Origin of the sequence: Marinomonas pollencensis, from assembly GCF_003387375.1 — a bacterium.
Lineage (GTDB): Bacteria > Pseudomonadota > Gammaproteobacteria > Pseudomonadales > Marinomonadaceae > Marinomonas > Marinomonas pollencensis.
Genome location: NZ_QUNG01000007.1, coordinates 141,092 through 161,973 on the forward strand (window position 1 = coordinate 141,092; position 20,882 = coordinate 161,973).

Here is a 20,882-nt window from a genome sequence, read left to right on the forward strand (position 1 = left end):
CTTTAAGGCAATCAAACAGCGCGTCTTTATTTTATCGGCTCACATGGACATATCTTTTGTATTCAGTTGCCTCATTAACCATATCAGATTTCTTGGTGGAGCGAGGAGAAAGCGATCTGTTAAATGGGTTGTCTTTTTCTGCTCGATCAGGTGAGATAGTTCATATAAGTGGCGCAAATGGCGCCGGTAAGAGTACTTTCTTTAAAGCGCTTCTTGGTTTATTACCCTTACTTAATGGCACTATTTCATTAAATGGAGAAGTGCTTGTGCGGCCTGCTCAGAGCCTGCTAAGTAAGTCCCTATACATTGGCCATGGGGTAGGTTTAAACGCTGCGCTTACTGTTATGGAGAACCTAAGTTGGTATTTTCCAGAGTGCCATATCAGTCGTTTTCAATTGGTGTTAAAAGAACTCTCCATGTCTGCTTTCGCAGAGGCTCAGTTGCAACAACTTTCCGCAGGCCAATTACGCCGTGTGGCACTTGCCAGACTTTGGTTATCAGATAAGCCCATTTGGTTGCTAGATGAACCTTTTACCGCGCTGGATCAGACGCTCATTAGTCAATTAGAGGCGAAAATGGCAGACCATATTAGTGCGGGAGGGATCATTATCTTGGCCTCTCATTTGCCACTGAAAAGCCTTCCTTTTCAGCGGGTGGAGTTGTAATACGTGACCTATTTATCCTATTTTAAAGCAGAGTGTTTAGCGCTTTTTCGCACTAAGCAGCGGGTGGTTAATGCCTTACTTTTTTTTGTTATGGTGGTGGTTCTGTTCCCGTTAGGAATAGACCCATCGGCTGACTTTTTGTCCCCAGCAGCTGGCGGTATTATTTGGTGTGCTGTTGCATTGTCTGTGATTGTATCTCTTGAAAGTATGTTTAAAGAAAATTACGTCGACGGGGTGTTAACCCAGCTGATTTTAAGTGGGCTCTCTTTACCTTGGCTAATGTTAATCAAGGTCGGAGTCTATTGGGGGGCAATGGTGCTACCGCTGTTGATACTAACGCCAATTTTTTCTGAAATGCTTTTTTTACCATCCGACAGTCTGTGGGTTTTGATCAGCACTTTACTGCTGGGCAGTCCTGGCTTGTTTTTGATTGGCAGCATTGGGGCGGCATTAACGGTGTCGCTAAAACAAGGAGCGATGCTGATGGTGTTGCTGATTTTGCCTTTCTATTTCCCTATTATTATCTTCTCTAGCGCAGCAATTAAAGCGGTACAATTAGGGATGCCCTATGGTGGATTGTTAGCTCTAATAGCGGCCATTTCATTGTTAGCTCTGGTGGTTTCACCAGTTATGACTTCTCTGTGTATCAAAGCGAGTGTGCGTTAATGAATTGGGTTTGGTTTCATAAATTAGGGTCGCCTAAATGGTTTTTCCAGTGGGCTAGTAAATGGTCAACCCCTGTTTTTTATCTAGGGCTTTTGTGCTTGTTAGTTGGTGTGATATGGGGGCTGGTTTTTGCCCCAACTGACTATCAACAAGGGGAGACCTATCGAATTATCTATGTCCATGTGCCGGCCGCGGTATTAGCAGAATCTTGCTACCTCTCTTTGGGGGTAGCTGGCTTAGTGTATCTGGTTTGGCAAATGAAGATGGCCCCAATTTTCATTAAGTCCATGGCGCCAGTGGGCGCAGCTATGGCTGCTATTGCGTTAATTTCTGGTGCTATTTGGGGGAAACCAACATGGGGAACTTGGTGGGTCTGGGATGCACGTTTAACCTCAGTGTTAGTGTTATTTATTTTGTATATGGGAATTATTGCCCTGCAAAATACGTTAGAAGATGTCGCGTTAGCAAATCAGGCCGCGGCCATTGTGAGTGTGCTTGGGTTGATTAATTTGCCCATTATTAAGTACTCGGTGAATTGGTGGAATACCTTGCATCAACCTGCATCCTTTGGGCTAACAAAAAAGCCTGCGATGCCAATGGAGATGTGGTTGCCTTTATTGATCAGCCTAGTGGGCTTTTATTTTTTGGTGGCGGGTCTTGCTATGTGGCGGATGCAATCGGAAATTTTGCTGCGCGAGCGTCGTAGTCAGTGGGTAAAAGAGAAGGTGATGAATGATGGCGTTTGATAGCTTGGCAGATTTCATTCAAATGGGAACGCATGGGGCCTTTGTCTGGTCAACTTACGGATTGGTTTTGTTGATCTTAGCGGGTTTGATTGCTAATACGATTCAGGGGCGTCGTAAGACGCTTCGTCAATTAAAAAAACGTTACTCAAGAGAGACCCATTCCTAGTGCACCCGATCCGTAAAAAACGTCTTATTACGATTGCGATTATTTTATTTGTGTTGAGCTCAGCACTGGGCTTAGTGCTTTATGCATTGCAGCAAAATATAAACTTATTTTATTCCCCAACTCAGATAGCCCTTGGCGAGGCGCCGCAAAATACCACCATTCGCGCGGGCGGAATGGTGGTGAAAGGCAGTGTTAAGCGTGACGCTAATACCCTAGATGTGGTGTTTTCAGTGACGGACTTTAAACACTCGCTACAGATTCAATATCAAGGTATTTTGCCAGACTTATTCCGTGAGGGGCAGGGGATAGTCGCCCAAGGAAAAATGCTCAGTAACGGTGTTTTTTCGGCCTCTCAAGTGTTGGCAAAACACGATGAAAAATACATGCCTCCGGAAGTGTCGGAGGCGTTAGAAAAAGCCCAAAATGACAGTACTCCTACCTCATCCTCTGTTAATGATTACTAGGTTTTTATGATTCCCGAAATTGGACACTTTGCATTAATACTGGCGTTGTTTTTCTCTTTTTGTTTGTCGCTTGTGCCGTTAGTTGGCTATTGGCAGAAAAACACCGTGCTGCTTCATACCGCTCGACCCTTAACTTATCTAATGTCTTTTTTTGTGTTGGTGAGTTTTTTGCTATTGGCCTTGTCCTTTATGACGGATGATTTCTCTGTTTTGTATGTGAGTCAGAACTCCAATAGCCAGCTGCCTATTTGGTATAAATTTAGTGCGATATGGGGCGGTCACGAAGGCTCTTTACTGCTTTGGGTATTGATTTTATCCGGTTGGAGTTCTGCGGTGGCAATAAAAAGCCGCTCGTTACCGTCAGAAGTAGGGCCTGTTGTATTGGCTGTGTTGGGCATGGTGTCTTTAGGTTTTTTGTCTTTTATGCTTTTTACCTCATCGCCTTTTGTGAGGGTGCTACCGGAAGTCGCCTTAGATGGACGAGATCTCAATCCATTATTACAAGACATTGGGCTCATTATTCATCCTCCCATGCTGTATATGGGATATGTCGGCTTTTCTGTTGCCTTTGCATTCGCGATAGCGGCGTTAATAACAGGCAACCTCAGTGCTTCGTGGGCCCGTTGGACAAGACCGTGGACTTCTTTGTCATGGGCGTTTTTAACCTTAGGAATCACCCTAGGCAGTTGGTGGGCATATTATGAGCTAGGCTGGGGAGGCTGGTGGTTTTGGGACCCAGTGGAAAACGCCTCTTTTATGCCGTGGTTGGCAGGGACTGCATTGGTTCACTCTTTGGCCGTGACAGAGAAGCGAGGAGTATTTAAAAGCTGGACAGTATTGTTGGCGATTTTTACTTTTAGCTTATCTTTGTTAGGTACTTTCTTGGTACGTTCAGGGGTTCTGACCTCTGTGCACGCGTTTGCCGCAGACCCAACTCGTGGCATTTATATACTGGCGCTACTGGTAGTGCTTATCGGAGGCAGCTTGCTGCTTTATGGCGTTCGTGCCGGTCAAGTTCGCGCCCGTGCTACTTTTGGCGTTAGCGGTCGAGAGGCTTGGCTGTTGCTCAATAATATTTTATTAACAGTGTTAACGCTGACTGTATTATTGGGCACTTTATACCCATTGATTTTTGATGTGTTTGGCTTAGGTCGCATTTCAGTGGGAGCACCGTATTTTAATACGGTCTTTTCTCCCATTGCCTTGTTGCTGATTGTGTTTATGGCCATTGGGCCTTTTTCTAAATGGCAGCAAACCTCCACATCCATCTTGCTTAAGGCGGTTTTATGGCCGGCAGTTTTTGCCGTTGTAGTGGCCGCTTGGCTTGCGTATTCCAATGCCTTAGGGTGGATAGCTTGGCTTACCTTGAGTATTGCTCTGTGGGCAGCATTGCTAACCTTAAAAGATTGGTTTGCAAAAGTATCAGCAGGAAGCAAAGGTATTATACCAAGAGCACGTCAGTTACCGCGTAACTATTATGGAATGATGATCGCTCACCTTGGCATGGTGGTAACACTAGTTGGTATCTTGTTGGTGAGTACCAGCAGTCATGAGACCACGGTTAAGTTATCGCCAGGAGAGTCAGTCTCATTTGCCGGCTACGAATTTCATTTTGATGGCATTTCACACCTGAAAGGCCCTAATTATATTGCGGATCGCGGTGCCATATCGGTTTCTAAAGAGGGGACGTTTGTGAGCTTGTTAAGCCCTGAGAAGCGGTTTTACTCAACCAGTCGACAAATTATGACAGAGGCAGGTTTAGACGCTGGTTTTACTCGGGATCTTTATGTTTCTTTAGGGGAAAAGCTGGCCGATGACGCCTGGGGAATTCGCATCTACGTGAAAGCGTTTGTACGCTGGATCTGGTTAGGAGGCTTGATGATGATGTGCGGCGGTTTGCTGTCTGCGTTAGATAAGCGCTACCGTAATAAAGTGCGAGGTGCTAATGCGTAAGTTATTGTGGTTTTTGCCGTTTTTTGTCTTTTTGGGGATGGGAGTTGTGCTTTATAAGCAACTAGGGACTAACCCAGAATATATGCCATCCGCCTTGATTGGCAAACCGGTGCCCGACTTTACTTTGGTGTCCTTACAAACCAATAGGGTAGAAGACCAATCCAGCTTACCAAAGCAAGCTTATTTAATTAATTTTTGGGCGACCTGGTGTCCAACTTGTGAAATGGAGCATGCTTATTTAAGAGAGCTTGCCCAGCAAGGGGTGCCTATTGTTGGCATCGATTACAAAGATGATAGCAACAAGGCTCAGCAATGGTTGGCCACTAAGGGAAACCCTTATCAACTGGTGGTGACCGACGAGTTAGGCAAGTTTGGTCTGGATATGGGGGTCACTGGCGCGCCAGAGACTTTTGTGGTGAACAGCAAAGGCATTATCGTTTATCGCCATCAAGGTGATTTGAACAGTACGGTATGGCAAGAAATGAAAGGCTACCTAAAATGAAACTGATGAAATCCTTTTGTATCATGGTGACCTTGTTGCTGTCTTCTTATGCGTTTGCCGACACCTTGATGACCTTCAGTTCTGAGCTGAATCAAACGCGCTTTCAGTCATTGGCAAAAGAGTTGCGTTGCCCGAAATGCCAAAATCAAGATTTGGCGGACTCGCAAGCCGACATTGCCAAAGACTTACGCATACAAATACACGATATGATTGAACAGGGTAAGACCGACCAAGAAATTGTTGATTACATGGTCGCGCGTTACGGCGATTTTGTTCTGTATCGCCCTCGATATTCTGCCGCGACGGCATTTTTATGGGGAGGGCCGATCGCTTTATTATTGATCGGTTTCGTTGCCTTTGGTTGGGTGTTATTGCGCAATAAAAAACGTAGAGCAGGGAAAGTATTATGATGCTGCTGTGGTTAGTAATGGCATTAATGATAGCCGCGAGTTTATTATTTTTCTTTGTCTATTTGCAGAAAAGTCTCCAGCAAAATAGCGATGAGAATCCACTGAACTTTATTGCTGCGCGGACTTCCGAAATAGCTCAAGAGCAAGAAATTGGGCGTTTGACAGGGCAAGAAGCGGGCGTATTGCTTCATGATTTAGAAGAAGAAAAAACATTTTCCTCGGCAAAGGCGCAAGGCGACTCAGGGCATGGCGCTGGCGCTAAAAAATCGCCCTTAACAAGGTATTTTCTACTCGGGGTTTTTGCTTGTGTCGCTTTAGGCAGTGTGAGTTTATATCAATCGTTAGGCTATTCCAAAGAGGTGTTGTTTTCTCAAGCGTTGGCGGCAAAAACGAATACTCCTAAAATGACGCTGGATTTTCTTAAGTATCGCAGCGAACGATATGATAGAGCGGAAGATTGGTATTATCTAGCAAACGACTTAATGTCTTTAGAACAATACCCGCAAGCCATGGCTGCGTTTAAAAAAGCCTTGGTGAAACTCCCCGTAGGCAGTGCTGATCAGGCAGAAGTCATGGTGAGGTACGCCCAAGCTATATTTTATAATAATGGCAATGTGAGCAGCCCAGCGATGATCGCGTTAGTCGATAAAGTATTGGCACTCGAGCCTAAAAATGCCACCGCATTGGGCTTGAAAGGCGTGGCTGCTTTTGACCAGCAGGCCTATTTAGAAGCGGTGCTGAACTGGCAGGCGGCAGCGCGCTACAATGAGAATGCCAGTGAGCGTCAGACTTTATTGGCGGCTATCCAGAACGCTCGCCAAGCCGGCGGCATTAGCTATCAACAGGTCCCAGCTTTAGTCACTCAGCAAATCGCCCTACGAGTGGTTTGGGATAAAAGTAAAATACAGTGGCAAGCCGACGATGTTTTATTGGTTTATGCGTTAGCCTCTGGTGATAGAATGCCGATCGCCATTCGTCGGGTCTACCCTGAAGAGTTGAATCGTCCTATTATCCTCACCAATCTTGATAATCTCATGTCAAAGCAATCGTTAGCGGATGCCAAGAATGTCACTCTGGTGGTAAAACTGTCGAAAATTACCGCAAAAGACCTGACAAAAGGTCAGGTAATCGGTATAAAAAAAGACGTACCTTTAAACACTAGAGCGATTTATCCAATCAATGTGACCTTATAATTGAATCCTAAGGCACTTCGTTTGATAATAGCGTTAACTTTATTGATCTAATTCGGAAATATGCAATGGAATTTAGCTTGCGTGAGTGGCTAATCTTGATTGGGGTGGTCATTATAGTGGCCATCCTAATAGACGGATTTCGTCGCTATAAAAAAGGCCAGCAATTCAGCCAGGATGACGATGACGATTTCGTAGATCCTGATGAGTTAGCCCGTGAGGCCATGGTAAGGCGAGAGTTGCCAAATGGTGGTGCACGTCCTGTAACTGAGACAAAGCGTCAAGCTTCTGACCCTATCACGAATGCATTTGAAAATGCTCGTCAAACGGTCAATGCTCCGCTAGCAGACCTGCCACATAAAGTGGATTCAGGTCCGACGTTAGAGCGTGATGAAAACTTGCATCTTGATGAACTTGCTTCTTTGGTACCGGAGCGTGAAGAAGATTCAGGACGCTATACAGAGCAGAATTACTCGGATGAACATTTCGACGAGTACGACCTTGCTTCGCGCCATGATGACTACGACGATGATCTTGATATTGGCAAAGAAGCAGAGTCCCAGAACGAGCTTGATGAAACCGACTATGAACGGGATTACTCAAGTGTGGATGTGGATCAGATAACACCGCACGGTAACACCTATGAGCTGGACGATAGCGACTCTGAAAGCGACGATGCAGCAGAAATAGAAGAAGTCATTGTGATTAATATTTTTGCTCCTGAGGGCAAAACTTTTTCAGGGATTGAGCTGCTACAGTTAGTGTTAAATTGCGGTATGCGTTTTGGCGAAATGGATATTTTTCATCGTCACGAAGAAGGTTTCGACCGTGGCCGTGTGCAGTTCAGTATGGCGAATGCCATTGAACCTGGCACTTTTGATTTGGACACCATGGGCGAAGGGGATTGCCCTGGGGTGAGTTTCTTTATGGGCTTACCTGGTCCGAAGAACAGTATGAAGGCGTTTGATTTTATGCTGGAAACGGCGCAAGCCTTAGTACGTAACCTCGGTGGTGAACTGCGTGATGAGCGCCGCAGCCCGATGAGTGAGCAAACCATTGCACATTGTCGTCAACGAATACGTGATTTTGAGCGTCGGCGTTTGATGAAGAACAAACCTTAAATTTTACCAAGGCCCTGAGGGGCCTTGATTGTTTCTACCTTCCTTACGGTTTTATTTCGAGTTTTCTTTATGAGTCAACACAACGACATTACTCACGAACATATGCTGGAACTGATCCAGCAGCTGAATGATTACAGCTACGCTTATCATGTTAAAGATAATCCTTTGGTTCCTGATGCCGAATACGACCGCTGTTATCAACAATTACAAGCCATTGAAGCTGAGCATGAAGATTGGATACAAGCAGATTCACCCACCCAGCGAGTAGGTGAAAAGCCAGACAGTGGCTTTGAAAATGTTGCCCATACGGTGCCAATGCTGTCCCTTGATAATGCTTTTGATGATGTTTCTTTAGAGGACTTCGATCAACGCATTTGCAAGTTACTTGAAGTCGAGAATGTCACCTATTGTTGTGAGCCAAAGCTTGATGGATTGGCGATTAGCCTGCGTTATGAAAACGGTCGTTTAGTGCGTGGCGTGACGCGAGGAGATGGCTTATCTGGGGAAGACATTACCTCGAATATTAAAACGATTTACTCTGTGCCCTTGTCTTTGCGTACCGATAACCCGCCGCCAGTTTTGGAAGTGCGGGGTGAGATTTATATGCCCAAAGACGGCTTTGAAAAGCTTAATGCGCTTGCCGCCAAACGAGGCGATAAACTGTTTGTTAATCCTCGCAATGCCGCAGCTGGCTCGCTGCGCCAGCTTGATCCTAAAATTACCGCGGCGCGCCCTTTAGTGATGTGTGCTTACTCTATCGGTTATGTAGAAGGTTGGTCACAGCCAGCGAGTCATTACGAGGGGCTCGTGCAACTAGGTGAGTGGGGCTTTCGGATTAATGATCTGATGCAAACCGTTTCAGGCGCCGAAGGTTGTATTCAATATTATCAAATGCTCAATGAAAAACGCCCGAATCTGTCTTATGACATTGACGGTATTGTGTATAAAGTGGACCAAATAGAGCAACAAGAAGAACTTGGCTTTATCGCCCGTGCGCCACGTTGGGCTATTGCCCGTAAGTTCCCTGCGCAAGAAGAAGTGACCCGTATTTTAGGGGTAGATTTTCAAGTCGGTCGTACTGGGGCGATTACGCCGGTAGCGCGTCTTGCTCCTGTGTTTGTGGGTGGTGTGACTGTGTCTAATGCGACCTTACATAACAAGGATGAAATTGCCCGTCTAGGTGTTCAAGTGAATGACTATGTGGTGATTCGTCGTGCGGGTGATGTTATTCCTCAGGTTGTGCAAGTGCTTGAAGAGCGTCGTGTTGAAGGTGAAACCTCCCAAGTGAGTTTCCCTGATGCTTGTCCTGTGTGTGGTTCAGATCTAGAGCAAGTCGAGGGCGAAGCCGTGATTCGCTGTACCGGTGGCTTAGTTTGTGGAGCACAATTAAAAGAATCTTTGAAGCACTTTGTTTCCCGTAAAGCGATGGACATTGATGGTTTAGGGGATAAGCTCATCGAGCAATTAGTCGATCAAGAGCTGCTAAAAACGCCGGTGGATATTTTTACCCTAGTAGAGAAAAAAGACGCCTTGTTAGCGATGGAGAGAATGGGGCAAAAGTCGGTTGAGAAGCTATTAAATGCGATTGAGGTGGCGAAGAAAACACAATTTAACCGCTTTATTTATGCCTTAGGGATACGCGAAGTTGGCGAAGCGACGGCGCGTTCATTAACTCAGCACTTTGTGACACTGGATGCTTTGATGCAGGCTGATCAAGAGGCCTTAGTGGCGGTGGATGATGTGGGGCCTATTGTCGCGCAACATGTCAGAATGTTTTTCGAGCAAGAGCAAAATGTGTTGACGGTGCAAGGTTTGCTGGCAGCGGGGGTTGAATGGGAAACGAAAGTGATTGCCGACGCTGGTGAATTACCGTTAGCGGGAAAAACCTATGTCGTAACCGGATCGTTAAGTCAGTTTTCTCGAGACCAAGTGAAAGAGAAGTTGCAAACCTTAGGAGCCAAAGTGAGCGGTTCTGTGTCGGCGAAAACAGATTGTTTAGTGGCGGGCGAAAAAGCCGGTTCGAAACTCACCAAAGCGCAAAACTTAAACATTCCTATCTTAGATGAAGCGGGTGTTATTGCTTTACTTGAAAATCATGGGGCCGTTTAATGGATACATTAATTCCTTATGACTCGTTAGCAAGCGACACCTTGATGACCATTCTGGATGACATTGTGTCTCGTGAAGGTACGGATTATGGCGACTATGATTTGTCTGCAGAACAGAAACGTCAGCAAGCGATGAATGCACTCAAAGGGGGTCAAGCGGTGCTATTGTTTGATACTGAGAGTGAGACTATTAAAATGGTGCCGAAAGATACGCTAACGCATTACGACCTCATCTGAGGTCGTAATTTTCAACAAAGCAGTAGATTAAGACTGAGCGTCGCTGCAATCGCGAACGCAGTGGTTGATATTGTGGTCCATGGCGCGCGATGGCTCTTCGCCAGTGTTGCGCCCAACTATTTTTGCTGGCACGCCTGCAACCGTCGTGTGTGCTCCTACGGCTTCTAAAACAACGCTACCCGCGCCAATTTTAGCGCCTTCTCCGACCTCGATATTACCTAAGATCTTAGCGCCAGCACCAATCAATACGCCGGAGCGGATTTTCGGATGTCGATCACCATGCTCTTTCCCTGTGCCACCTAAAGTGACGGACTGAAGGATAGAAACATTGTCTTCGATCACGCAAGTTTCGCCGACCACCAAGCCTGTTGCGTGGTCTAACATGATGCCACTGCCTATCGTTGCAGCTGGATGTATATCGACACTGAAAACCATCGACATTTGCCCTTGCAGATAAAGAGCTAGACTTTGTCGGTTGTTTTTCCAAAGCCAGTTGGCAACACGATAAGTTTGTAAGGCATGGAAACCTTTAAAGAACAACAGTGGTGTCGTTAAGCTGTTGCAAGCTGCATCCCTTTCTTTTATCGATAAAATATCTTGCTCAATGCACTCAACAATGCCAGATTTAGGGTCCGATATCGCTTCTTCAAAGACTTCTCTTAGTACAATAGAAGGGATGGTGATGCTGTCTAGTTTGCAGGCTAGCAAAAAGCTAAGCGCAGAGCTTAACGATTCGTGCCTAAGGATAGTAGTATTGAAATAGCTGGCGAGAATGGGTTCATCTAAAGCCAGTTTTTTTGCTTCAGCTTGTAAAGATGACCATAAGTTGCCAGAAGTCACGGCATTATACATTGTGTTACTCAAGGGGCTATTTACCTATTTTAATTCGCAGCTAGAATGTAATTAATAGTGTTAGCATGAAACAAAACAAGGCTTAAGGCAAAGATTGCCACAGATTATGGAGACAGTATGACTAAAAAAACCGTTGCCGATGCATTACATGTATTTTACGAGCTAAATTCTACATTCGCGGATGCTTACTGGGAAACCAACGATATTAATCAAAAAGATCGTTTTTTTGCAATGAAGAGCATGTTACAAGATGAGCTGGATGAACTCCATAAGCTGAGTGTGCAAGATCATATTTATCCTTACGAATCGATTGACCCAGGTGTCTTGCAATTGCGTGATGAATTACGAGCTTTGCTGCCCGATATGAATCGAGTGGTGCTACGGCCACAGACCATCAAACGCTTTCTTGAACTGGTACCAAGTGCTTGTGAGTTATTCGAGCTATAAAAACAATGCCACCAATAATCCTGCTCATTGGGCAAGAAAATTGGTGGCAAACGAGCGTCTCATCCATCACACCAAGTATTAAAGCTGCTCATTGCGCTTGATAGCACGGATAGCAAAACGATTAGGGTGTAGTTTATCCATGATACTTTGCTCCAGTGGCGATGGTGTATTAGTAATTAAGTTAGCCAGGTAATGACCCGTTAGTGGCGTGGAAACAAGCCCACGAGAGCCATGGCCAATATTAATAAATAAGCCTTCTTGGTCGACATGCGTTTGATGGCTTTGCCATTTTGCATTTTTACTCAGCCGAGCATAATGGCTTTGTAATTCGCTTGGCGAAGCAATGGGGCCAACCATAGGGGCATAGTCAGGTATCGCACAGCGAAATGACACCCTGCCACCACATTGCTCCTCCGGGAGTGTCTCCTTCGGTAAGTGCAACAGCTCTTCTAAGATTCGAAGGTTGCGTTGTTGGCTTTCTGCTCTAACGCTTTCATCAGAATCTCTAATGTCATAGGTTGCGCCAAAATGTAGCGTGTCTTTAAGTGGCGGGGAGACATAACCTGCTTGGCAAAGTACATGTGTCGGACTGAGTTTGGCCAGTGGTTGATTTTTTGATGTGCAAGCTTGCTGAGCAGCATCGAGAGGTAAATAAGATACTTGACCGCGAATTGGATACGCCGGGGTAGACGGAAGGAAGTCGAGGTCATGGGTATCATTAGCGGTACAAATCACCACATGAGAAAAGTGTTGCTGCTGGCTTTGATGGCTAGCAAGCCACCGATGAGGTCCTTGCTTTACTTTTTCTAATGCACTTAATCGCGTTCTTAAAGACACCTTTATTTGCGGATGGTTGAGCAGTTTTTGGCACAGTTCGGTGAGCACTACCCAACCAGATAACGGCAAAAATAGGCTGCCGCTGTCGTCGTATTGACGCACGATTGATTCAGGGTAGAGTTTATTGTTTAGCAGCTGAGTAAAACGCTGTTGTTCTTTTGCGTTGGTAGGGCGCTGCTCTAAGCCGCATTGCTGCCAAAACACTGCTTGGTCATCGAGCTGAGAATACAGTCTGCTGGCATATAAATAAGCGCTTAAATAGAAGCGGTTGATGGGCGTGTCTTGACTTGCTAGTTTAGGGTAAAGCATACCCTGAGGGTTACCAGAGGCCTTACACGCAATGCTATCTCCTTGCTCCCATACGGTGACCTTAACACCCTGTTGTGCAAGGGCGAATGCCGTTGTAGCACCTGCTAAGCCGGCTCCTACCACTAAAACCTCTGGGGTGGTTGAGGGAGATTCCGCGGTTTTGTTGGGGCGGACATTAAACCAGGCTTTACCTTGTGACATTCGTTCACTAAAAGATTGGCTTTGCTGTGTTAGCTCGCCGATGGCCATTTCGCGTTTGTGGCCAAAACCTTTCACTTTACGTACCTCAAACCCCACTTCTTGCAACCCTCTACGGACAATACCCGCTGCGGTAAAGGTCGCGAAACTGGTGCCTTGATGGCTCAGTCGGTGAATGTGTTGAAACAAACTCGGGGACCACATTTCAGGGTTTTTGCTAGGAGCAAAACCATCAAGAAACCATGCGTCAACATCGGCATTGAGCGCGGCAAAGCCTTCTTCTGCTTCACCAAACCATAGGGTTAATTGAATGCGACCTTGTGCCAGTTCTAGCCGGTGCAAGCCATGACTTAACTCAGGGTAGTGGGCAATAAGGGCTTGGCTATATGGCTGTAAAGAAGGCCACATTTTCAAGGCATTTTCTAACGCCGCTTTATCGAGTGGAAACTTCTCCACCGAAATGAAGTGTAAGCTGGCGTTGGTTGGAGCGTCTTCTATAAACGCTTGCCAAGCACAAAGAAAGTTGAGTCCTGTGCCAAATCCTGTTTCCGCAATGGTAAAGTGAGCATTGCTGGCGGGGTCAGTCGTTAGTTTTTTCCAACGCTCGCTAAGATTGTTGTGTTGAAGAAACACATAGCGAGTTTCTTCAAGGCCTGCATTTTTATCAAAATAAACGTCGTCAAATTGAGTGGAATGCGGTGCACCATCTTCTCCCCAGTTAAGCTGGGGAGAAGCTAAACAATAACTAGTTAACACGCTTGATGCTCTCGATTACAACAGAAGTAGAAGGGACATTTTGGTAAGGGCCAACAGAGTGAGTTGGTTGTGTGGAAATGGCGTCGACCACCTCCATCCCAGAGACAACATGGCCAAACACGGTATAGCCTGCAGCACCGCGAGCGCCGTCATTTAGGAAGGCATTGTCTTTTTCATTGATAAAAAACTGCGAGGTGGCGCTGTTTGGGTTTTGAGTGCGCGCCATAGCTATGGTGCCGCGCTTATTGTCTAGGCCATTGTTACCTTCATAAGGGACAGGGGCGTGGGTAGTTTTTTGCGTCATGTCAGCGGTAAAGCCACCACCCTGGATCATAAAGCCAGGTATAACACGGTGAAAAATTGTGCCGTTATAAAAGCCCTCGTCAACATAGGTGAGGAAGTTTTTTACTGTTTTCGGGGCTGCGTTGTCATTTAAGTCGAGGCGAATGTTACCGTGATTAGTGGTGATATCGACTTCTGTTGCATTGGCTTGGCTGCATAGGGCAGTAAAGATAAGGCTAACGATGAGGGTTTTACGCATAATAGGCTTTCCTTAAGTCATAAGTGCCCCAATAATATTGGCAGCATGACGGCGCGCCAAGTCATTTTGGCTTTTTTAGTGATTATTGTGGAGAGAAGGATGCGGACAGCGGTTATTGAGATTGAATATTGCACCTTATGTCGTTGGATGTTGCGAGCAGCATGGCTGTCTCAAGAATTGTTGACGACGTTTGATGACGATGTGAAAAGTGTCACCTTGATTCCAACGCAAGGGGGGATTTTCAAAGTTAGGGTGAATGGACAGGAGGTTTGGTGCCGTAAAGCGGAAAATGGTTTTCCCGAAGCGAAAGTATTGAAGCAAAGAGTGCGTGATGTGATCGACCCTGAGCGAGATCTGGGGCATTCGGATGTGAAATCAGCAGATTAAAAAAGCCGTTCTGCTAATAACAAGCAGAACGGCTTGGGATTAATCCACAGTGACTGAGATTAGTTTGGAAAAACCTGTTTAAAAGGTTTGACTGTGACACTGCTGTAAACCCCTACTTCAAGATAAGGGTCAGCATCAGCCCATGCTTGAGCCTCTTCTAGAGAAGCAAACTCAGCGATAACAACACTGCCAGTAAAGCCCGCATCGCCAGGGTTATCTGAATCAATTGCAGGGTTTGGGCCGGCAACAACAAGACGCCCCTCATCCAGTAGTTGTTGTAAACGCGCTAGGTGTGCTGGGCGCGCTTGTTTACGACCAGGAAGGCTGTTTTCTACATCGTGACCAATGATGGAGTAGAGCATGTTTATTCCTTGTTTTGTATGTGTGAAGAAAGGTAGATGCCCTGCAAAATAATAAAGGCAAGGGTCATCCCCAATAAACCAAACAATTTGAAATCAACCCAAATGTCTTCACTGAAGGTGAAAGCAACATAAAGGTTGACGGCACCTGATAAGAGAAAAAAGGCAACCCAGGCTAGATTAAGCGTACGCCAAACCTTAAAAGGGAGCTGAATTTTATCGCCCATCATGCGTTCTATAATATTGCGCTCGCCAATGAATTGGCTGCCTAAAAAGGCAATGGCAAATAAGCCATTGACGATTGTTGGCTTCCACTTAATAAATTCACCGTCACCGAGTAATACCGTGGCGCCACCTAAAAGTACCACTAAAGCCAAAGAGACGAGATGCATCTTTTCTACTTTTCTATGGCGCACCCAGTTATAGCCCACTTGTAACACGCTAGCGGGAATAAGTATGGCGGTGGCAAGTATGATGTTGCCGGTTGCCTTGTAAACAACGAAGAAGACCAAGATGGGGAGAAAGTCGAATAATATTTTCATATAAAAACCAATTTATGTATGCTGAACCCATGATAACTACCATTCCTTTTAAAGAACAGCCTCTCTATGCCTGAATCCGCGAGTTACCGTAAAGTTGATCTACATACCCATTCCACATTTTCGGATGGCCGATTGACGCCAACCCAGCTGGTGGATCTGGCGGTTGAGCAAAAGGTTAGTCTGTTCGCATTAACCGATCATGACACCTTAGATGGCTTGGCTGAGGCGCGAGCTCAGGCCGCCGCACACCAGTTGCCTTTTTTAAATGGGGTTGAACTTTCTACCCAATGGAAAGGCATTCCTCTGCACATGGTGGCACTGAATTTTGACCCTAACAATGCGGCACTTAATGCGCTGGTAGAGAAAAATCAAGGGATTCGATTGGACAGAGCGCGCCGCATTGCAGACCTATTGGTGAAGCAGGGTTTGCCTGATTTGTTTGATGAGGCCGTCGCTTTGGCTGGCAATAGTCAATTGGGACGCCCCCATTTTGCCAGTTTAATGGTGGAAAAGGGGTTGGTGAAAGACGCCAATAAAGCCTTTGATCGATACTTAGGCAACAAGCGCTTGGGAAGTCTTAGGGACGTGTGGCCAGAGCTTGAAGAGGTATTGGGAGTGTTGAGAGAGCAGGGAATGGCGCTGATTTTAGCTCACCCTAAACGTTACCCATTAACGGTGACTAAGCTGAAAAGGTTATTGGCGGATTTTACCGCGTGGGGAGGAACTGGCATGGAAATCGCTTCTGGTAACGAGCGGCCTGACCATGTTCGCCTGTTAGAGCGCTTGTCACAAGAGTTTGGTTTGGATGCTTCTGTGGGGAGTGATTTTCATGGCCCGTTTGGTCCTTGGACTCAAGTTGGCCATTTTACTCAGATTCATGAGACGAGTGTGGATTTAGTGTGGCGCGATTGGGTTTAGCTTTGAGTTGAGTGTTAAGGCTTTTATGGTCTAGTATGTGATTGATATGACGAATTTTTAGTCGTCTTCATAGAATCAACGGAGTGCACTTTGAGTCAGTTTTTTCAAATTCATCCAGAAAATCCGCAAGTGCGCTTGATTAAGCAAGCCGCTCAGGTGGTTCGAGCTGGTGGAGTGATCGCCTATCCAACAGATTGCGGTTATTCGCTAGGCTGCCATCTAGGTGATAAAGCGGCGATGGACCGAATTAAATCGATTCGTCGCCTGGACGATAAGCATAACTTTACTCTGGTGTGTCGAGATTTGTCTGAAATATCGACCTATGCTCGGTTTGATAATCACCTATATCGTTTGCTGAAGAATAATACGCCAGGGCCGTATACCTTTATTTTTCATGCGACATCCGTGGTGCCTAGGCGCCTCATGCACCCTAAGCGTAAGACAATAGGCATTCGTATACCTGATAATCGGATAGTCTCCGCTTTACTCGACGAGTTAGCTGAGCCTTTAATGAGTGTGTCGCTTATTTTGCCCAATGAAACCGAGCCTATGACCGACCCTTATGATATTCGAGATACTTTAGAACATGCCCTAGATTTAGTGATTGATGGTGGTTTTTGCGGTCTAGAGCCAACCACGGTAGTGATGATGGATTCTGATAAGGTTGACGTTGTTCGAGTCGGCGCTGGTGATCCGGCGCCTTTTATGTAAAAAGTTAGCCATGTCGCTGTCAAGCGTCGCTGTGTATGACTATAATGCCCAAAATTCTATGTTTAAAAAAATGGGTTGCTGAGAAGCATTCCCTCTAAGAGGTTCGTAATGGACGAAAAGTTACAGAAAGTATTAGCGAGAGCCGGTCAAGGCTCACGTCGTGAAATGGAAAACCGCATTCGTGAAGGCCGTGTCTTGGTGAATGGTGAGGTCGCGACGTTAGGTGATCGAGTGAGTGTCAGTGATGCTATCGAACTGGATGGTTACACAGTAAAAGTGACAGAAGCTGGCGAAGGCCGTCGAGTCATTATTTACAACAAACCAGAAGGTGAAGTATGTACTCGTAAAGACCCTGAAGGTCGACCAACCGTGTTTGATAAGTTGCCAAAATTACGCGGTGAGCGTTGGATCGCGGTGGGACGCTTAGACATAAACACGTCTGGCCTTTTATTGTTTACCACAGATGGTGAGCTAGCAAACCGCTTGATGCACCCATCCACTGAAATCGATCGTGAGTATCTGGTTCGGGTGATGGGAGAAGTGACCGAAGAAAATATTGCGACTTTGAAAAAAGGCGTAAATTTAGAAGATGGACAAGCAAAATTTACCGACATAGTAGATGGTGGTGGTGAAGGGATCAACCGTTGGTTCTATGTTTGTTTGATGGAAGGCCGTAACCGTGAAGTGCGTCGTTTATGGGAATCTCAAGGGGTGAAGGTTAACCGTTTGAAACGGGTTCGCTTTGGTCCTATCTTCTTGCCATCGAAGGCAAAAGTCGGTCGTTGGGTAGAAATGGAAGACGCTGATGTGAATTCATTGTGTACCATGGTAGATTTAAAAGTATCGGCAATTGCACAGAAAACACAGCAACAAAAATTGGACGTAAAACGTTCGAAAAACAAACAGCCTGGCGGTGCGCGTCGCCCTAAAGGGTTTGATTGGCAGAGTACGGATAAGCCTGAATTCAAACCTAAAAAGCCGGGTAAGCGTACCTTTAGGTAGTAAAAACAGTTGTAAGGAGTCGTAAAAGCATGGTTCGCTGGATAAGCCTTTTTGTTGTAGTTTTAGTCATAGGTTTTTTTGTCTATATCAAGATTAATAATCGGCCTCCAGAGGATTTGGGGGTGACAGCTGGCGTATTTAACCCCTGCCCAACGACTCCTAATTGTGTTTCTAGTCAAGCCGATAAGGCGGATGCGGAACACTACATTGCGCCGCTTATTTATCGTGGTAGTCGCAAAGACACTCAGCTTGATATTGAGTCCTATTTTCTTGATCAAGGTAATGCCAAGATCGTAAACAGCCAATTAGGGTATGTTCATATCGAGGTGGCAAGCGCTTGGTTTGGCTATATCGATGATGTTGAGTTTTACTTGCCAGAGGCGGATAGCGTGGTACATGTAAGGTCTGCGTCTCGAGTTGGTTACTCAGACTTAGATGTGAATCGACAGCGTATTGAAAAGCTTAAAGATCATCTAAAAGACTAACTTTTAGTGTGCAGCAATCGACTTATTAGAAAAATATTTATCAGGATGAGGGTTAACCATGAATACGGACGAGAGCCAAACTATTTTAATTGTGGAAGATGACGAACGTTTAGCGTCACTTACCCAAGAATACTTAATCAAAAATGGCTTTTCAGTGAACATTGAATCAGATGGTCGGGCTGCCATTACCCGTATTGTCGAAGAGCAGCCTTCTCTTGTTATTCTGGATCTCATGTTGCCAGGTGCAGACGGTTTCACTATTTGCCGTACTGTACGCAATGACTATAAGGGGCCTATCCTTATGTTGACGGCGCGCAGTGATGATGTAGACCAGATTCTTGGTTTGGAGATTGGTGCAGATGACTATGTATCAAAGCCAGCTAAACCGCGTGTTTTATTAGCTCGAGTGCAGTCATTATTGCGCCGTAGCACACAGGATGTTGACCCGTCAGCAGCCGGTCAAAATAAAACCGAGCAAACCTTAACGTTTGGTCCCTTGGTCATTGATAATTCACGTCGCGAAGCATGGCTAGCCAGTGATGAAATTGAGCTAACCAGCGCTGAATTTGATTTGCTTTGGTTGCTCGCTAGCAATGCCGGTCGAATTCTCAGTCGAGAAGAAATTTTTGGTGAGTTGCGTGGTATTGAATACGACGGCCAAGACCGTTCTGTTGATGTACGTATTTCTCGGATCCGCTCTAAAATTGGTGATGACCCTATTCACCCGCGTCGTATTAAAACAATACGCAGTAAAGGCTATCTCTTTGTAAAAGAGGTGTAACCACCACATGCAAAAAGAAATGTGGCGGCTGTATCGACACCTTATTATAGGTTGTCTGATTATTTTAGTGGGGTGTTATGCCGCCATAGAATTTGCCATGTTTCGTGTTGCCGAAGCGAAACATGAGCAAGTGCTGTGTGTTGATGCTGAGTTGAGTGTTGCTTTGCTGTCGATGGCAGGAAAAAATGCCGTGCCCGAATCCCAATTTCGTTGGCAAGTGCTGGATAGACCAAAGGGCCTTGCTCAGACTCAAGCATTATTAGCACAAAAGAAATGGCAGCGTTTATCAAACGGTGATTATCAACTGGCTTTTGGTACTGACGCTGGTGCGAGTTTTGTTGGGGTAGCTGCTGCAGACAGTAAGCGCTTTCATCTCGAGGCTTTGTTAAAAGGCTTGCTGCTTTCTCCTCTTTCCTATGCCGATAAACTTTCTCTACTGCAATCTATATCTTGCTTAAGTGTTGACCCCGTCTCTTCTGAAATGACCAGTTCAGTAGAGGGTGTGACGTTAACCTATGGTGTCCATAATAAACATGGTTTTTTATGGACTGGGCATGCAGACAGCGATGAATACTATATTTCTATTGATCATATTGGTCCGCTTTCACTGACTTTTACTGTCGTTGCGATTGTCGCTATTGCCATTATTGCTATGCTGGCTTTAATTTGGCGGGAATTGTTTTATTTGGATTTGAAGCGCAAGAACTTCGAAAATTTGACGCGACAAATTGCACGCGGACGCAGTGGTCTGCCAAAAGAAATTCCGGACAGTAATGGTACCCTTAAGGAACTGGCATATTCGTTTGATTCTATGTCGTCGCATATTCAGCGCTTGCTAAAAGTGCAGCGAGAAATGATCAATGCAATCTCCCATGAATTGCGTACGCCCATTGCTCGACTTCGCTTCGGTTTAGAAGTAATAAAAGACGACGCGGATCAATCTATGTTTGATACCGTGACGGCATTGGAAGGGGATGTTGAAGAGCTGAATACCCTGGTCGATGAGGTTCTTACATACGGTAAATTGGAAGAGGGTTCCTTGGCACTTAATTTCCAAGAAACCAGTGTTAAGCAATTATTAGGGTCTATTTTAGAAAACAATGAGCCTTTGCTGAAACATTTGGAGGTGGTCATAGATGTCCCTGATAATGATGAAGTGGTGGCTGATGAGCATCATCTGCATCGAGCCTTACAAAACCTAATTTTGAACGCTTCAAAGTATGCGAACAGTAAAATCGCGATTGTTTTTTCATCCGACGATGAGCGCTGGCAATTAGACATTGAGGATGATGGACCAGGAATTGCGATTGAAGACCGAGATAAAGTGTTTATTCCGTTTCAACGCTTAGATAATAGCCGTACCCGTGCCTCTGGTGGTTATGGCTTAGGTCTGGCGATTGTTCAGCGAATTGCCTTTTGGCATGGTGGCGCGGTATTGGTGGATGCGAGTGAGCTCGGAGGGGCAAAATTCAGTCTTATTTGGTCTCGAAATCAGCATCAGAAAAGTGTCTCCTGATGCTAAATTCGAG

Annotated in this window: 25 protein-coding genes; 20 read left to right on the plus strand and 5 right to left on the minus strand. The window is 45.6% G+C overall.

Going from position 1 to position 20,882, the window contains the following annotated elements; all coding sequences use genetic code 11:
- Positions 1-56: 56 nt before the first annotated feature.
- The 12 genes from ccmA (at position 57) to DFP81_RS11705 (ending at position 10,228) form a co-directional block, all read left to right on the plus strand.
- Positions 57-665 carry a heme ABC exporter ATP-binding protein CcmA gene (ccmA, locus tag DFP81_RS11650; RefSeq protein WP_181903085.1) on the plus strand — a complete coding sequence of 203 codons (609 nt, stop codon included), beginning with the start codon at positions 57-59 and terminating at the stop codon, positions 663-665.
- Positions 666-668: 3 nt separating this feature from the next.
- On the plus strand, positions 669-1,331 hold the full coding sequence (ccmB, locus tag DFP81_RS11655; protein WP_115897966.1) for a heme exporter protein CcmB: 663 nt from the start codon (positions 669-671) through the stop codon (positions 1,329-1,331).
- The gene (locus tag DFP81_RS11660; protein ID WP_115897967.1) at positions 1,331-2,077 is read left to right on the plus strand and encodes a heme ABC transporter permease; all 747 of its coding nucleotides are present in this window, start codon (positions 1,331-1,333) and stop codon (positions 2,075-2,077) included. Before ccmB ends, DFP81_RS11660 begins: the two co-directional genes overlap by 1 nt.
- Positions 2,064-2,243: a heme exporter protein CcmD gene (ccmD, locus tag DFP81_RS11665; RefSeq protein WP_245959146.1), complete on the plus strand. Its 180-nt coding sequence runs from the start codon at positions 2,064-2,066 to the stop codon at positions 2,241-2,243. The genes DFP81_RS11660 and ccmD overlap by 14 nt, the downstream gene beginning before the upstream one ends.
- Positions 2,243-2,707 (plus strand): cytochrome c maturation protein CcmE, encoded by a 465-nt coding sequence (gene ccmE, locus DFP81_RS11670; RefSeq protein ID WP_115897969.1) that lies wholly within the window; start codon positions 2,243-2,245, stop codon positions 2,705-2,707. Before ccmD ends, ccmE begins: the two co-directional genes overlap by 1 nt.
- Positions 2,708-2,713: 6 nt before the next feature.
- A complete protein-coding gene (locus DFP81_RS11675; RefSeq protein ID WP_115897970.1) occupies positions 2,714-4,660 on the plus strand; it encodes a heme lyase CcmF/NrfE family subunit in 1,947 nt (648 codons plus the stop codon).
- On the plus strand, positions 4,653-5,162 hold the full coding sequence (locus DFP81_RS11680) for a DsbE family thiol:disulfide interchange protein (protein ID WP_115897971.1): 510 nt from the start codon (positions 4,653-4,655) through the stop codon (positions 5,160-5,162). Before DFP81_RS11675 ends, DFP81_RS11680 begins: the two co-directional genes overlap by 8 nt.
- Positions 5,159-5,572: a cytochrome c-type biogenesis protein gene (locus tag DFP81_RS11685; protein WP_115897972.1), complete on the plus strand. Its 414-nt coding sequence runs from the start codon at positions 5,159-5,161 to the stop codon at positions 5,570-5,572. Before DFP81_RS11680 ends, DFP81_RS11685 begins: the two co-directional genes overlap by 4 nt.
- Positions 5,569-6,765, plus strand: a complete 1,197-nt coding sequence (locus DFP81_RS11690; RefSeq protein WP_115897973.1) for a tetratricopeptide repeat protein — start codon at positions 5,569-5,571, stop codon at positions 6,763-6,765. The genes DFP81_RS11685 and DFP81_RS11690 overlap by 4 nt, the downstream gene beginning before the upstream one ends.
- Positions 6,766-6,830: 65 nt before the next feature.
- Complete coding sequence (zipA, locus tag DFP81_RS11695; RefSeq protein ID WP_115897974.1) at positions 6,831-7,883, plus strand: cell division protein ZipA; 1,053 nt, start codon at positions 6,831-6,833, stop codon at positions 7,881-7,883.
- A 69-nt stretch (positions 7,884-7,952) separates the two neighbouring features.
- On the plus strand, positions 7,953-9,992 hold the full coding sequence (ligA, locus tag DFP81_RS11700) for an NAD-dependent DNA ligase LigA (protein WP_115897975.1): 2,040 nt from the start codon (positions 7,953-7,955) through the stop codon (positions 9,990-9,992).
- Positions 9,992-10,228, plus strand: coding sequence for a YheU family protein (locus DFP81_RS11705; protein WP_115897976.1), 237 nt, complete (start codon positions 9,992-9,994; stop codon positions 10,226-10,228). The genes ligA and DFP81_RS11705 overlap by 1 nt, the downstream gene beginning before the upstream one ends.
- A 27-nt stretch (positions 10,229-10,255) precedes the next feature.
- Here the strand turns inward: DFP81_RS11705 and cysE are convergent, their stop codons facing one another.
- Complete coding sequence (gene cysE / locus DFP81_RS11710) at positions 10,256-11,080, minus strand: serine O-acetyltransferase (protein ID WP_115897977.1); 825 nt, start codon at positions 11,078-11,080, stop codon at positions 10,256-10,258.
- A 117-nt stretch (positions 11,081-11,197) separates the two neighbouring features.
- On the opposite strand from cysE, the gene DFP81_RS11715 reads away from it, so the two are divergent.
- A complete protein-coding gene (locus tag DFP81_RS11715) occupies positions 11,198-11,527 on the plus strand; it encodes a hypothetical protein (RefSeq protein WP_115897978.1) in 330 nt (109 codons plus the stop codon).
- A gap of 78 nt (positions 11,528-11,605) precedes the next feature.
- On the opposite strand, the gene mnmC is transcribed toward DFP81_RS11715, so the two are convergent.
- Positions 11,606-13,627: a bifunctional tRNA (5-methylaminomethyl-2-thiouridine)(34)-methyltransferase MnmC2/FAD-dependent 5-carboxymethylaminomethyl-2-thiouridine(34) oxidoreductase MnmC1 gene (gene mnmC, locus DFP81_RS11720; protein WP_115897979.1), complete on the minus strand. Its 2,022-nt coding sequence runs from the start codon at positions 13,625-13,627 to the stop codon at positions 11,606-11,608.
- Complete coding sequence (locus DFP81_RS11725) at positions 13,617-14,168, minus strand: peptidylprolyl isomerase (protein WP_220342941.1); 552 nt, start codon at positions 14,166-14,168, stop codon at positions 13,617-13,619. The genes mnmC and DFP81_RS11725 overlap by 11 nt, the downstream gene beginning before the upstream one ends.
- A gap of 99 nt (positions 14,169-14,267) precedes the next feature.
- On the opposite strand from DFP81_RS11725, the gene DFP81_RS11730 reads away from it, so the two are divergent.
- Entirely contained in the window at positions 14,268-14,555 is a 288-nt protein-coding gene (locus DFP81_RS11730; protein ID WP_115897981.1) for an Rdx family protein, read from the plus strand.
- 59 nt (positions 14,556-14,614) lie between these two features.
- Here DFP81_RS11730 and DFP81_RS11735 read toward each other — a convergent pair whose 3' ends face one another.
- Together DFP81_RS11735 and DFP81_RS11740 are read right to left on the minus strand one after the other, a co-directional pair.
- On the minus strand, positions 14,615-14,917 hold the full coding sequence (locus tag DFP81_RS11735) for a YciI family protein (RefSeq protein ID WP_115897982.1): 303 nt from the start codon (positions 14,915-14,917) through the stop codon (positions 14,615-14,617).
- A gap of 2 nt (positions 14,918-14,919) precedes the next feature.
- Entirely contained in the window at positions 14,920-15,456 is a 537-nt protein-coding gene (locus tag DFP81_RS11740) for a septation protein A (RefSeq protein WP_115897983.1), read from the minus strand.
- Positions 15,457-15,522: 66 nt separating this feature from the next.
- Between DFP81_RS11740 and DFP81_RS11745 the strand changes: the two genes are divergently transcribed.
- The 6 genes from DFP81_RS11745 (at position 15,523) to DFP81_RS11770 (ending at position 20,869) form a co-directional block, all read left to right on the plus strand.
- Positions 15,523-16,374: a PHP domain-containing protein gene (locus DFP81_RS11745; protein ID WP_115897984.1), complete on the plus strand. Its 852-nt coding sequence runs from the start codon at positions 15,523-15,525 to the stop codon at positions 16,372-16,374.
- A 90-nt stretch (positions 16,375-16,464) separates the two neighbouring features.
- Positions 16,465-17,085: an L-threonylcarbamoyladenylate synthase gene (locus tag DFP81_RS11750; protein WP_115897985.1), complete on the plus strand. Its 621-nt coding sequence runs from the start codon at positions 16,465-16,467 to the stop codon at positions 17,083-17,085.
- A 108-nt stretch (positions 17,086-17,193) separates the two neighbouring features.
- Positions 17,194-18,087, plus strand: a complete 894-nt coding sequence (gene rluB / locus DFP81_RS11755; protein ID WP_115897986.1) for a 23S rRNA pseudouridine(2605) synthase RluB — start codon at positions 17,194-17,196, stop codon at positions 18,085-18,087.
- Positions 18,088-18,116: 29 nt separating this feature from the next.
- Positions 18,117-18,572, plus strand: coding sequence for a DUF1499 domain-containing protein (locus DFP81_RS11760; RefSeq protein WP_115897987.1), 456 nt, complete (start codon positions 18,117-18,119; stop codon positions 18,570-18,572).
- Between the two features lie 58 nt (positions 18,573-18,630).
- Positions 18,631-19,353: a response regulator gene (locus tag DFP81_RS11765; protein WP_115897988.1), complete on the plus strand. Its 723-nt coding sequence runs from the start codon at positions 18,631-18,633 to the stop codon at positions 19,351-19,353.
- Positions 19,354-19,360: 7 nt separating this feature from the next.
- Positions 19,361-20,869: an ATP-binding protein gene (locus DFP81_RS11770; protein ID WP_115897989.1), complete on the plus strand. Its 1,509-nt coding sequence runs from the start codon at positions 19,361-19,363 to the stop codon at positions 20,867-20,869.
- The last annotated feature ends 13 nt before the right edge of the window (positions 20,870-20,882 follow it).

Bases quoted from the DNA above. Each gene is read 5' to 3' on its own strand.
- DFP81_RS11705 (WP_115897976.1), top strand. From the start codon at position 9,992: ATGGATACATTAATTCCTTATGACTCGTTAGCAAGCGACACCTTGATG.
- DFP81_RS11660 (WP_115897967.1), top strand. From the start codon at position 1,331: ATGAATTGGGTTTGGTTTCATAAATTAGGGTCGCCTAAATGGTTTTTC.
- DFP81_RS11730 (WP_115897981.1), top strand. From the start codon at position 14,268: ATGCGGACAGCGGTTATTGAGATTGAATATTGCACCTTATGTCGTTGG.
- DFP81_RS11685 (WP_115897972.1), top strand. From the start codon at position 5,159: ATGAAACTGATGAAATCCTTTTGTATCATGGTGACCTTGTTGCTGTCT.
- DFP81_RS11760 (WP_115897987.1), top strand. From the start codon at position 18,117: ATGGTTCGCTGGATAAGCCTTTTTGTTGTAGTTTTAGTCATAGGTTTT.
- rluB (WP_115897986.1), top strand. From the start codon at position 17,194: ATGGACGAAAAGTTACAGAAAGTATTAGCGAGAGCCGGTCAAGGCTCA.
- DFP81_RS11715 (WP_115897978.1), top strand. From the start codon at position 11,198: ATGACTAAAAAAACCGTTGCCGATGCATTACATGTATTTTACGAGCTA.
- DFP81_RS11745 (WP_115897984.1), top strand. From the start codon at position 15,523: ATGCCTGAATCCGCGAGTTACCGTAAAGTTGATCTACATACCCATTCC.
- DFP81_RS11740 (WP_115897983.1), bottom strand. From the start codon at position 15,456: ATGAAAATATTATTCGACTTTCTCCCCATCTTGGTCTTCTTCGTTGTT.
- DFP81_RS11680 (WP_115897971.1), top strand. From the start codon at position 4,653: ATGCGTAAGTTATTGTGGTTTTTGCCGTTTTTTGTCTTTTTGGGGATG.
- zipA (WP_115897974.1), top strand. From the start codon at position 6,831: ATGGAATTTAGCTTGCGTGAGTGGCTAATCTTGATTGGGGTGGTCATT.
- DFP81_RS11725 (WP_220342941.1), bottom strand. From the start codon at position 14,168: ATGCGTAAAACCCTCATCGTTAGCCTTATCTTTACTGCCCTATGCAGC.
- cysE (WP_115897977.1), bottom strand. From the start codon at position 11,080: ATGTATAATGCCGTGACTTCTGGCAACTTATGGTCATCTTTACAAGCT.
- ligA (WP_115897975.1), top strand. From the start codon at position 7,953: ATGAGTCAACACAACGACATTACTCACGAACATATGCTGGAACTGATC.
- DFP81_RS11690 (WP_115897973.1), top strand. From the start codon at position 5,569: ATGATGCTGCTGTGGTTAGTAATGGCATTAATGATAGCCGCGAGTTTA.
- DFP81_RS11735 (WP_115897982.1), bottom strand. From the start codon at position 14,917: ATGCTCTACTCCATCATTGGTCACGATGTAGAAAACAGCCTTCCTGGT.
- DFP81_RS11770 (WP_115897989.1), top strand. From the start codon at position 19,361: ATGCAAAAAGAAATGTGGCGGCTGTATCGACACCTTATTATAGGTTGT.
- DFP81_RS11765 (WP_115897988.1), top strand. From the start codon at position 18,631: ATGAATACGGACGAGAGCCAAACTATTTTAATTGTGGAAGATGACGAA.
- DFP81_RS11675 (WP_115897970.1), top strand. From the start codon at position 2,714: ATGATTCCCGAAATTGGACACTTTGCATTAATACTGGCGTTGTTTTTC.
- ccmD (WP_245959146.1), top strand. From the start codon at position 2,064: ATGATGGCGTTTGATAGCTTGGCAGATTTCATTCAAATGGGAACGCAT.